This window comes from Enterococcus sp. 7E2_DIV0204 (assembly GCF_002140855.1).
In the GTDB taxonomy this organism is placed as follows: Bacteria; Bacillota; Bacilli; order Lactobacillales; family Enterococcaceae; genus Enterococcus_L; species Enterococcus_L lemimoniae.
Genome location: NZ_NGKY01000002.1, coordinates 233791 through 246040, shown reverse-complemented (window position 1 = coordinate 246040; position 12250 = coordinate 233791). Strand labels below are relative to the sequence as shown.

At 33.7% G+C, this 12250-nt stretch carries 10 protein-coding genes; 1 reads left to right on the top strand and 9 read right to left on the bottom strand.

Translation table 11 applies throughout. From position 1 onward, the window contains the following. The 3 genes from A5819_RS19355 to licT all read right to left on the bottom strand — a co-directional run. A partial coding sequence (locus tag A5819_RS19355; protein WP_176271482.1) for a family 1 glycosylhydrolase occupies positions 1-519 on the bottom strand: 519 nt, incomplete at its 3' end. Between the two features lie 40 nt (positions 520-559). Next, positions 560-2443 (bottom strand): beta-glucoside-specific PTS transporter subunit IIABC, encoded by a 1884-nt coding sequence (locus A5819_RS16610; protein WP_086281929.1) that lies wholly within the window; start codon positions 2441-2443, stop codon positions 560-562. Positions 2444-2565: 122 nt separating this feature from the next. Beyond that, on the bottom strand, positions 2566-3402 hold the full coding sequence (gene licT, locus A5819_RS16605) for a BglG family transcription antiterminator LicT (protein ID WP_086281930.1): 837 nt from the start codon (positions 3400-3402) through the stop codon (positions 2566-2568). Positions 3403-4403: 1001 nt separating this feature from the next. Between licT and A5819_RS16600 the strand changes: the two genes are divergently transcribed. After that, a complete protein-coding gene (locus tag A5819_RS16600) occupies positions 4404-6821 on the top strand; it encodes a BspA family leucine-rich repeat surface protein (RefSeq protein WP_086281931.1) in 2418 nt (805 codons plus the stop codon). Between the two features lie 462 nt (positions 6822-7283). Here A5819_RS16600 and alsE read toward each other — a convergent pair whose 3' ends face one another. The 6 genes from alsE to A5819_RS16570 form a co-directional block, all read right to left on the bottom strand. Next, positions 7284-7973, bottom strand: coding sequence for a D-allulose 6-phosphate 3-epimerase (gene alsE, locus A5819_RS16595; RefSeq protein ID WP_086281932.1), 690 nt, complete (start codon positions 7971-7973; stop codon positions 7284-7286). Positions 7974-8057: 84 nt separating this feature from the next. Continuing rightward, complete coding sequence (locus A5819_RS16590) at positions 8058-9158, bottom strand: PTS fructose transporter subunit IIC (RefSeq protein ID WP_086281933.1); 1101 nt, start codon at positions 9156-9158, stop codon at positions 8058-8060. A gap of 105 nt (positions 9159-9263) precedes the next feature. After that, entirely contained in the window at positions 9264-9713 is a 450-nt protein-coding gene (locus A5819_RS16585; RefSeq protein ID WP_086281934.1) for a PTS sugar transporter subunit IIA, read from the bottom strand. 23 nt (positions 9714-9736) lie between these two features. Further along, a complete protein-coding gene (locus tag A5819_RS16580) occupies positions 9737-10051 on the bottom strand; it encodes a PTS fructose transporter subunit IIB (RefSeq protein WP_086281935.1) in 315 nt (104 codons plus the stop codon). Beyond that, the gene (locus tag A5819_RS16575; protein WP_086281936.1) at positions 10051-10503 is read right to left on the bottom strand and encodes a PTS sugar transporter subunit IIA; all 453 of its coding nucleotides are present in this window, start codon (positions 10501-10503) and stop codon (positions 10051-10053) included. The genes A5819_RS16580 and A5819_RS16575 overlap by 1 nt, the downstream gene beginning before the upstream one ends. Continuing rightward, positions 10493-11974 (bottom strand): PRD domain-containing protein, encoded by a 1482-nt coding sequence (locus A5819_RS16570; RefSeq protein WP_086281937.1) that lies wholly within the window; start codon positions 11972-11974, stop codon positions 10493-10495. The genes A5819_RS16575 and A5819_RS16570 overlap by 11 nt, the downstream gene beginning before the upstream one ends. Positions 11975-12250: the final 276 nt, after the last annotated feature.

Here is a 12250-nt window from a genome sequence, read left to right as displayed (position 1 = left end):
ATATTTAACCAAGCCTTTATAACGATTGAAAATCACGTTACATAGGTTCTCGTAAAAGCCAACCAACTCACGACTGCGCCATGCGCCATATTTTTCCACTAAATGCATTGGACAATCAAAGTGAGTGATCGTTACAAGAGGCTCAATGTTATGTTTGCGGCATTCTTTGAACAAATCTTCATAGAATTTCAAGCCTTCTTCATTTGGCTCTGTTTCATCACCTAATGGGAAAATACGACTCCACGCAATCGATAAACGATAGGTTTTAAAGCCCATTTCGCCAAACAAGGCAATATCTTCTTGATAACGGTGGTACATATCGATCGCATTTTGTGCTGGATAAAAATGTTCTTCATCAAAATGAAACATTTTTTTCTCGCCAGTGATCACTGGAAAACGATCTGGTCCGACTGGTGCTAAATCTACGTTCGCTAAGCCGCGACCACCTTCGTTATAGCCCCCTTCACATTGATTCGCTGCGGTTGCGCCGCCCCATAAAAAGTCTTTTCTAAATCCCATTCAAATCATCCTCCAATTTATTAGTATAAAAGGTTTTCTTTTAACGAATAACCTTCATTACTTGTTCACCTGGTTCAGACAACGATTTAGTCAACGTAATAATATCGCCAAAATCTGTTGAATTTGTTACAACAACAGGTGTAATAATATTATAGCCTTTTTCTGTAATTTTTTCTAAGTCAAATTCAATTAACTTATCACCTGTTTGGATTTTTTGCCCTTTTGTGACAAAGTATTGATAGCCCTCTGCATTTAGCTGAACTGTATCGATACCGATATGGATCAATAATTCTACACCAGTCTCACTAGTTAAACCTATAGCATGTTTGGAGTCAAATACAGCAGTGACAGTTCCAGAAAAAGGTGCATAAACAATCCCTTCCACAGGTTTTACTGCAAAGCCTTTGCCTAATATTTCTTCTGAGAACATGCCATCTTCAACTGCTGACAACGGAACGATTTCGCCTTTGACTGGTGTCATAACATTCACGACATCTTCAGAAACAGTATCATTCACTACTATATCACTTTTAGTTTCTTTTTGAGTCCCCTCTGTAACAGGCTCTTTATATAAAATATATGAAATCACAAATGAAATCACGATACTGATTGCTGCCCCAATACAAGCCAGATACAAATGCTTTAACGTATCGTCACCGATATAACTTGGAAGTGTCAATAAACCTGGTGAACCACCAGTAAAGTTTTTGACACGGCTAATCCCCATAAACAAACCACCAAGTCCGCCTCCGATCATTGCCGCATACAAAGGTGTTTTAAATCTTAAATTAACACCATATAACGCTGGCTCAGTAATACCGAATAGACCCGTTAATCCAGCAGATGCGGCTAATTGTTTGATTGAAGAATCTTTACTTTTAAGTCCAACTGCTAATGAAGCAGCACCTTGACCAAGATTTGACGCTAACATCCCTGGATAAATCACCGTATCATAACCCGTTGTCATGCGATTATTGATACCAATCGGAACAAGACCATAATGCGTGCCAGTAGCGACAAATAATGGCGTGAATGCACCAATAATCGTTGGTACTAACCAAGGACTAAAGTTTTCTAATGCTTTGATACCATTTGAAATACCATCACTGATCAAGTAACCAATTGGACCAATCACAACTAGAGAAATCGTTCCGACAACAGCAATCGTAATCAAAGGTTTACTGAAAAACTTGATTACTTTCGGTGATACTTTATCTGCAATCGGTTCAACATAAGACATAAACCAAACAGATAAGATAATCGGAATAACGGATGAACCATACGTTACCGCAGAAATTGGCATACCAAAAAGATGTATTCCGCCTTCACCAGCTTCTTTGATTGCATTTACCATTCCGACAAAGTTTGGATGAAGTAAAATTCCACCTACCATCATTGCTAAATACATATTGGTTTTAAATTTTTGTGCTGACGACGCCGCTAATAGAATTGGTAAGAAATAAAATGCCGAGTCTGCCATAAAATCAATAATGATATAGGTTTGACCCGTTTTATCGATTGCATTGAAAACAACCAATAACGAAAGAACAGCTTTAAGCATCCCAGCTGCCGTGATTGCTGGCAGAATCGGTGTAAAAATTCCTGTGATCGTATCGATAATTTTCGATGCCATACCTCGGTCATCTACTTCATTTGATTCCATTTGTTGGCCATCTAATGCTGGTATCTTCTTTAAAATTTCCTTATATACACTACCAACATCACTGCCGATAATTACTTGATATTGTCCACCTTTTGAAACAACACCCATTACACCAGCCGTATTTTTGATAGCATCCGTTTGAGCTTTCCCTTCATCTTTTAGATTAAAACGCAATCTAGTGGCACAATGTGTTAATCCGCTCACATTTTTATCCCCACCGATATTCTCTATGATTTCTTGTGCTAAATCTTGATAATTCATGTAATTTCCTCCGTACTTCTTTTTTTCCTAGCTCAATTTTAAACATAAAAAATACCTAAGAAACCTCTTATTTCAAAGAGATTTTTCTTAGGTATAGCCTGCTTTTACGCAGTAACAATCCTTTAATTGTTGGTTATTCTTCTGATATGGATAGTGAGATAAATCATCTCGTCTTCTTTTAAATCACGACCAAATTCTTTACCAATATAATCACGAATCTTCAATGCACAAAGGTATTCTTCTTGATATTTTTCTTTTAGCATAAACAAGAAGCCTTCATCTTTGTCTTTATCTAGCTCAATTCCACTAAATAATCGTTGCACAAAAAATTTCAAATGAGTAATGAACCGTTCATAATTTAACGTATATTCGTCCAAATCTGTTTTATAGTGATATTTAACAATATTGATGATTTTTTGAATGACTTTTGTCATTTCAGATACTTGACTGACTTGGGATAAATCTAGTTCTGCATTCACAATATGCAGTGCGATAAAACCAGCTTCATCCTCTGGCAGTTCAATATGCAAACGATTGGAAATAATGGTCAAGGCTTCTTTTCCAATCAAATATTCATGATTGTAAAACCGTTTAATTTCCCACAGAAGTGCATTTCTAACAGGTAAGCCATTGTTATGCCGTTCAATTGCATAATCAATATGATCGGTTAGAGTAAGGTAGATATTTTCATTCAACTTTTTACCTAAAGAGACTTTAGCAAAACCAATGATTTCATTTGCAACTTGTAAATGCTCCAAACGAACATTTGACAATAATTGCGTTAGCTTATTTGTTGTTAAATCGGCATTGCTTGTATAGACTTTCTCAATAAGCTTAGCATCGATAGCATCCCCAACACTTTTTTTAAACCCAATCCCTTTGCCCATCACTAGTACTTCATGACCGTCAGCATTAAGAGACTTTACAATATTATTATTGATTACTTTTTTGACTTCCATAATATCTCCTCAATGAGATTAGATCAGCTAGCTAATTAAATGTTGATAAAATGAAATAAAGTATAGCCTGAAAATTCAGTAACAATCTTGATTTCTCTTGTTATTAAAACATGAAAGTAAAGCGTTGTCAACATAGTAAAAAATACTATCAACTTTGAGAAGAACTACTTTTTTTACATTAAGATATTGATTACTTTTTCATTACTCTTACTAAATATATTTAATCAGTTCTATTTATACAAATCCTTATTTCTGTCATGACGTTCTTCCACAGTTTTATAGACACCATCAAGTTAATCTGCCCTAGTTTGCTGTTGGGACGCAAGTAAAGCTAAAATACTTTCTTTTCAATGTATTTTGGCAGATGTTCATTCGTTTAGCATTTCTAGATTCATTCATTTTATCTGTTAATAAAAAGTCTTGATATATGGCTTTCTCTCTATGTAGAAAGTGTCTAAGTAAAAAGTCGCCGTCCAATCTGTAAGATTCTAAAAGCCTTGACGGTAAAAAATTATAGATAACGCATCTTCTTCTAAAAGTTTTTGTATATCTTGATTAGTTGCTTCTAATTACTCACTATTCAATTTTTTTATAAATGGATCGCTCTCATGAAAAAACTGAAAAATGTTTGAGTTATTTTTTAGGCTCTTAATAAGCTAATAAAGCGTGAGAGTGGATACTTTCTCGATCCAAAACTCCTTTTCTGTCCAAAAGTATTGATCATGAACAAATTCAGATGCAAACCAATCAATAGCAGAAATAAAAATTTTACTAGAATTGCAAGTTTTCGTAAATCCAAATATCTGCGCCTTTTCCGCACCAATTCGACTTGAAGTCACACATTGTGAAAGTATCATAGCATGTAATTATATAAAAAATGTTAATAATATTAAAATAAATAAACTATTTAATTTTATTTATTGAATTCCTCCTTGACTACACACTTTTATAATGAGAAAATAATTATAATTAAATTAGATAATTAGGAGGGTAATAGTATTATGTATCTTAATAGGAAGAAACAACGAGTAATAAGAAAGTGGAGAGTTGGTTTACGACTGTTTATATGTAGTATTCTTGTTTTTAATCTTGTTTTTCCTCAAATAAATGTATTTGCGGAAACAACAACCCCTAAAGTAGACTCAAACACACCTTTACAAACACTTAGTACATCTGATGTTGACTCATTAGATGTATCAGAATCTCAGATGTCTACTGAACCTAATAAAGAGAGCACAAGTGAGAGTAAAGAACAGTTTAGTCAAAATACTTCTTCAGAAGAACCGGCAATAGAAAATATGGAACAGCCTGACGGGATAGTTTATAGCGAGCCAACTACAACTTCATCTAATACAACTGGTATTTGGGGTGATGTAACATGGGAATTTGACATGGATACAAAATCATTAACTTTCACAAGCGAAGGCACACTTGGAGATTACCAATCCTCTCCTTGGATGAATGGAACTTTAGATCAACTAAATATTTGGCACATCTTTTTTTCGGAAAAAGTCTTCACTCCAGAAAATAGTACAAAATTATTTTCAAATTTGACAAATTTAGCCGACTTAGAAACTTCTAAAATTGATACTTCTAAAACTACAAATATGTCAAGTATGTTTGCATGGACTTCTTTAATATCAGCCTTAGATTTATCAACATTTGATACTTCTAGGGTCACGGATATGTCTAATATGTTTTTTAATGCTTGGTATCTAAAGAATTTAGATATTAAACATTTCAATACAGCACAGGTTACAAATATGTCCGAAATGTTTTCTGAAACTCATTCTTTAGAAACACTTGATGTATCAAGCTTCGATACTGCTAATACTCAAACAATGAATCGAATGTTTCATAACATGCATGAACTAAAAAATTTAAATCTATCTAATTTCAATACTAGTGAAGTAATAAATATGTCAGAAATGTTTAGTGGAAACCTATCACTTGAAAATTTAAGTATTTCTACTTTTGACACATCAAAAGTCATTGACATGTCTGATATGTTTTATGGCTGTCGTAACATAAATCATATTGATGTCTCTAACTTTAACACGTCCAATGTCACCAATATGTCCGGAATGTTCGCATATAATGAAAGTTTATTAGAACTAAATTTATCAAATTTTAACACTACCAAGGTTACCAATATGGCAAATATGTTCGAATCTTGCATGAATATTACAGAATTAGACGTATCTAGTTTTGATACATCTAATGTAAAGAATATGGATTCGATGTTTTACTTCATGGCATATCTTCGGAAATTAGATATTTCAAATTTTACTACTAAGTATGATGATACCTCAATCCGAGACATGTTTACATCTAATTTTTTTCTTGAAGAAATTAAAATGTCCCCCAATTTTTTTATGAATACTAATGCAGGTTTAGAAGATTTAGAAGAAACAGATGTATATACTGGAAATTGGCAAAACATCGGAAATGGGAGCCACGATATCCCAACAGGGAAAAATGTTTGGACATCTCTAGGTTTCATGGAAAAATATAATGGAAAAAATGATGCAGACACATATATATGGCAAAAAAAGCGAGATATAGCCGGGGACTTAATTCTTGAATACCGAGACACTGAGGGGAATCAAATCAATTTACCTAAAAGAATTTCTGGTACTATCGGAAATTCATATGATGTTTCAAATAATGAATATAAGCTTTTCATAGAAGGATATGACTTTAAAGAAAACAATGGCAGTCTGACAGGTACATTTTCTTTTTCTGAGCAAATTATTTCTTTTATCTACACTAAAAAACCAGTCAAAGCCAAAAATTTAACTGTCTTTTATCAAGACTCTGATGGCAATAAGATTTCAGAACCTAAAACAATTTCTGGTAACATAGGTGATCCTTTTAATGAAGCGCCTATCGCCATTGAAGAATACTCTTTCAAGGAAGTCAAGGATGCTACGCCTACTGAAGGTATCCTTACAGATAAAGAACAGTCTATTGTCTTTATCTACACTAAAAAGATTGTCAAAGCGAAAGACTTGACCATTTTTTATCAAGACTCTGATGGTAATAAAATTGCAGAATCTAAAACAATTTCTGGTAACATAGGTGATCCTTTTAATGAAACGCCTATCGCCATTGAAGGGTACTCTTTCAAGGAAGTCAAGGATGCTACGCCTACTGAAGGTATCCTTACAAATAAAGAGCAATCTATTATCTTTATTTACGCTAAACAATCTGTCCCATCAAAGAAACCTACAAAGACTGAGACATCTGGTTCATTCGAAATGGAAAAAAGAATTACAGGTAACATAAACTCTAATCAAAAGACAACTCTTCCTAAAACAGGGGATAATCAAAGTATTATACTACTATCTATTGGACTTTCACTTGTAATCCTTGCTACTTTCTCTTGGATTTTAAGACAACGAAAAGAACATCGTTAGTAACCATAACACAAATGAACAAGAGCATGGAGAGCTCTTCGTTATCTACCTAAAAAAACACTACCAAAAGGCATCGTTATTTTTGGTAGTGTTTTTTCTTATACTTAAAATCTTTAAAGTATGCTCAATTTGAGACAAGCATGTTCACTATTTTCTTAGGTAATAACTTTATTTGACGCTGTCTCATTTATTTTGTAGTCTTTTTATACAGGTTATTACATCTAAATTCAATCGGCCCGATTCACCCAATTCAATAACGTCATCTGTTTTACTTTTTGAATCTTTTGTCCGTAATACATATGTCATTGCATCACAAAGCATTAATAATTTAAGATACCCTGAGTTGGCTGATTGAATAGTCTAGATACAGAAAATACGAAGTATATTGACTCCTAATTCATCAATTTTATCAAATACTCTGTTTCCAACAAGTTAAACGGGAAGTTATCTCCGTCAAAATATTTATGGCATTTTCTTTCCAGTCATTTCTTCGTAATCAGTACTCATGATTTCCCAAGCTTTTTCAATCTCTTCATCCAATCCGAATAATCCACTTCTTCCGACAATATAAATATCTGGTCCAGCAGCATCAATCTGTTTAAATGATTTTCTATTTGAAGATCCATCCATTTCAATTACATAGTGATAACCTTTTTCTTCACGCAACTTACGTAAATCAACAATTTTATCAAGTGTACTTTCAATAAATCGTTGACCAGCAAAGCCCGGATCAACTGTCATGATTGTGATTTTATCCAATAATTCAATATAAGGGAAGATTGATTCAATTGACGTTTCAGGGTTAATGACAATCCCTGCTTTAAGGCCTGCATCATGAATCTGATCAATTAAACGAAAGGCTAAACCGTCTAAAACTTCTGCATGCATACAGATCCATTCACATTTGATATCTACAAGTTGTTGTACCCAAAAACTTGGGTCTGCGACCATTAGATGTGCAGACATTGGTAGTTCTGAAATTTTTCTTAACTCCTCAATAAACCATGGAGATAACGTAATGTTCGGCACATAATGACCGTCCATTATATCTATATGGTACGAATCAACATGATTATTTAAAAAAGTGATTTGTTGCTTAAATTTGTCCAAATCCATCGTCATCAATGATGGAGAAAATTCAACTTTATTCATTCCAGCTCTCAACTCTTTCTATTGACTATTTGTTATTTTGAAGCTTTCTCAATCTTTCATCAATTGTGATTTATCCTTTTCATTCTAGAAAATTTGGATATCGTCTAAACTAATGTCATCTTCTTCTTTTTCTACTAATGCTTCTGCATCTTTTTCAGATACATCTTTCTTGATAATGGCTAAAACTAAACCAGTAACAACTGCATTCACCACGATTGCGATAATACCAGCCATTGGTTTGCTCATTGTCGGGATCATTAATACCCCACCAAACGGCACTGTCGCATCTGCCCCTAAAATCATCGTTGTTGCTCCACCAACAAAGCCACCAATTGCTGTAGCAATGACTCCTCGAACAATATCATTCATCACTAAAGGAATGACACCCTCAACGATATTGATAACACCCATTGGTACGGCTGATTTTAACGTTTCGACTTCTAGTTTTGTGTAAATATTTTTTCTGAATAATTTAGCAAAGAAGAATGCTAGTCCAAATCCAATTGGTGTTGCTGTATTTACTAATTGCAATGCTGTAATCGGCCCATTTAACCCTTCTGCTTGCATCGTTAAAACAAATGCGAACACTGTTTTATTGATCGGTCCACCATAATCAATACCACTTAATAGTCCAATTACACCGCCAAAAATCAATAACGACGAATTGCCAAGGCTGTCTAAGAAATTCGTTAATAACGAAGTTAATACCGTTATTGGTGTACCAATAATATAGACCATGATCAATCCACCAATGATTGAAGTTAAAAATGGTATGATCAATGTAGGCATCAACCCTTTAGCCCAGCTTGGTAATTTCACATATTTTAAAATGGCTAATACAAGATATCCTGCTAAATAACCACCTAAGATGCCACCGATAAATCCTGCTCCGATTGCATTCGCAGTTAACCCAATAATAAATCCTGGAGCAATTCCGGGTTTTCCAGCGATTGAAAAGGAGATCCCAGTAGCTATAACAACAGGAAGTAATCCTAATCCAGCACCACCCATAGTTGCTAAAGCATCCCAAATTGAAAATTCACCTGGTATCAATGCTCCTTGACTTGTTCCACCAAAACCCATGCCAATTGCTATTAAAAATCCAGCTCCACAGACAATTGGAATTAAATATGAGATTGCTGTTAATAAATGACCTTTAAGATTCAGCTCTTTTATCTTTTTCATTTTTATCCCCCTAAACAATGCTCTTTTATTTTCTATTTTTTAAATAACCCATGTTGTGATTTCCTCTATTGAAATTATCCACAGCATATCTTTTTTGTGTCTTCATTAAGAGAATGCTCTCACTACATCTTCTGGTGATTCGGATTGAATGAGTTCCTCCACTACTTCATCATTTCCAAGTTTTCTCGCAAATAATGACAATAGTTTAAGGTGCTTAGTTGCTCCTTCGTTATCATTTCCAACTGCAAAAAGAATGATTCCTTTTACGCCATTTCCATCTAAAGATTCCCAAGGGATTTCAGTATTGTTGATACCAATAGCCACACCGATATTTTTTACATATGGACTTTTTCCATGTGGAATAGCTATATAGTTTCCAATACCAGTTTGCCCTTGTGCTTCTCTAACATAGGTATCTTTTATAAAACCATCTACTTCTGAGATATATCCATTTTCATGTAAAAGATTAGCTAATTCTTTCAATGCTTCATCTTTCGTTTTTGCATTCATATTTGTCTTTACTGTTTTTAAATCAACCATATCTTTTACTTCCATTACAATCCCTCCTAAGAGTTTACTTAGCCTTTTGCAATAACTTCTTGCGCTTTTTCAATTAGTTTATTCGGTGATTTTACAGCGACCTCTGTCGGAACTTGAATGATTCTTTTTCCGTCAAAACGCTCTCTTCCAGAAATTTTTACATCAATCGCTAAAATGACAATATCCGCTTCCTTAATTTGTTCATCCGTTAATTCATTTTCAATTCCAATGGTTCCTTGTGTTTCCACATGGATATCATATCCTGCTTTTTTTGCAGCATTCTCCAATTTTTCTTGTGCAATATATGTGTGGGCAATCCCTACAGTACATGCTGCTACGCCTACTATCTTCATCATTTTTCCTCCTCATTTTTTTGTATTTCTTTATAAAAATCCGCTTCCGTTTTCAGGGTCAACAGCTTTTCTAAGAATTGTTCATCTGCCAATTTTCTAGTAAAATTGCTGATTTCCTTTTTTTCTTCAAACGTTTCATCTTCTTTTAGTAAGATGACAATAATTAATTTTATATTCTGAATATCTTTCGTCCACTCTTGCATTTCCTCTTTTAATCGAATAAGATATATCTCACTTTTTTTCAATAATGAATTTTCTAAATGTGGCAATACAACTTGATCTGCAATCTGGTTATTTCCTATCTTTTCACGAGCAATGAAAGAGTCAACGATCTGCCCTTTTTCTTTCGTCGTCAATAAAGGTACTGCCGTTTCCGCAATAAATTGATACACTTGCTGCTTAGAAATTAACTCTCGATCTAGAAAAATCTGATATAAAGGACTAGCGTTCATGATATATTTCCTCGATCTTTCTTTGAAGTCTATGCTGATCATCCATTGTAAACATTGCGCTTACTAATAAAGACTGGATGGGTATCCTATTTTGTAAATGAATGGTTGTGAGAATCAATTCAATATCGGAATGGTTTTTTAAAGATTCTGCTACATTTCGAGTAGCAACTACTTCAACGATTTTTAATTCCGGGAATTTTTTCTCAACTTTTACTCTCAACAGCTCTGAAGTCCCAACTCCAGTCGTACACATAATCAACGTCCGAATAGGAACCTGATTGGTTTCAATGATTCGGGCAAAATATAATGTGATAAACCCATTTTCATCTTCATTTATGGCAGGTAATTGATATTTTTTACTTACCGCATCAGATACTTGCGTTATTTTCTTAAAAATTACTTCATAAGTCATTTTTATTTGATCCAACAAACTATTTTTCACGCGTATCCCATTTTCAAGACGGTTCAGCATAGGTTTAATATGATTAGCCAACTCCAGAAAAATCGTGTCGTTATTGATCAAAATTTTCAATTGTGCACTCATCTCGTCCAGATAAAAATGAGTGATTTTCATAACCTTGGGAGAAAAAGTTGTTGCTTTACTCAATGAACCTTGCATTCTTGAAGAAACTAAGTATTGATACAAATAGTAAACTTCCACTTTCGAAAGTTTTTTATTCAAATACGCTTCTATCTTTTGAATCGATGCCTGTGCAACCGCTTTGAGTGTAAAGTCTCTCTCTAGCTCAATTTCTTCCTCATTGGACAATTCATATTTTTTAGAAAGATCCACTTTTCGCGAACGACTGATTAAGATGTAAAGATGCGAAAAAATGTTTACGTTATAAGGATTTGGAATAACAATATCAAGCTTCTTTTCGATACTTTTCAATTGATCTAAAACAAACAGCACATCATAATTATTAAAATTAAGCTCTTTATTGTTTCTAAGATCCTCAATATCAATTATATTTAACATTTGTATTCTATCGGATATAGCTTTCCTGATTGCCGTTTCATCACCGACAATTGCTAACGCCCGATTTTTACGTTGAAGCGTTAAATCATATTTTTTTAATTCTTCGGCTAATAGTTGCTCATCATTAAATATCACTGAATCTCCGACATAGTATTCCTCAAATAGTTCATAAACATTTTTAGCTTTTGGAGAAGATAACAACAACTCCTCCAAAATCCGACTCCGTCTTTCTTTTGGTGAAAAATTACTTTTTTTTCCGACTGAATATCGATCATGTTTCATATATATTTCGTAGTCTAGCTTGTATCCCCTTCCTTTTTCAGATAGTATGAGCGAACCATCGAAGGTTTCATCGTTAATTTTTTTTATTAAACGATAAATGGTCTTAGGAGAAGCATTTAGCATACTTGCTAATTCTCCTGCAGTCATATAATCTTGTTTTTTCGAGAGAAGCAACAGTAACGTTTGTTTGCGTTCTTTTTTTGAACTCATAATAACACCTCCTTAATATATTCATCATAACTCATACATAAGAAAACGCTCCCCTGATTTCTGTCCATTACACTGGTCATTTTTGTGAGTTATTAAAATTTTGAAATAAATCATCCCTAAATGATAGCCAAAGTAAAATGTATATAAAAAACATCAACGATTCGTCAGAAACGTTAATGTTACAAGTATACAGTCCACATGAGTAATTCGATACAAAATTTTGTTAAATATTTCAAACATAATAAATTTACTCGTACTCTTTTCACGCTATTGAAT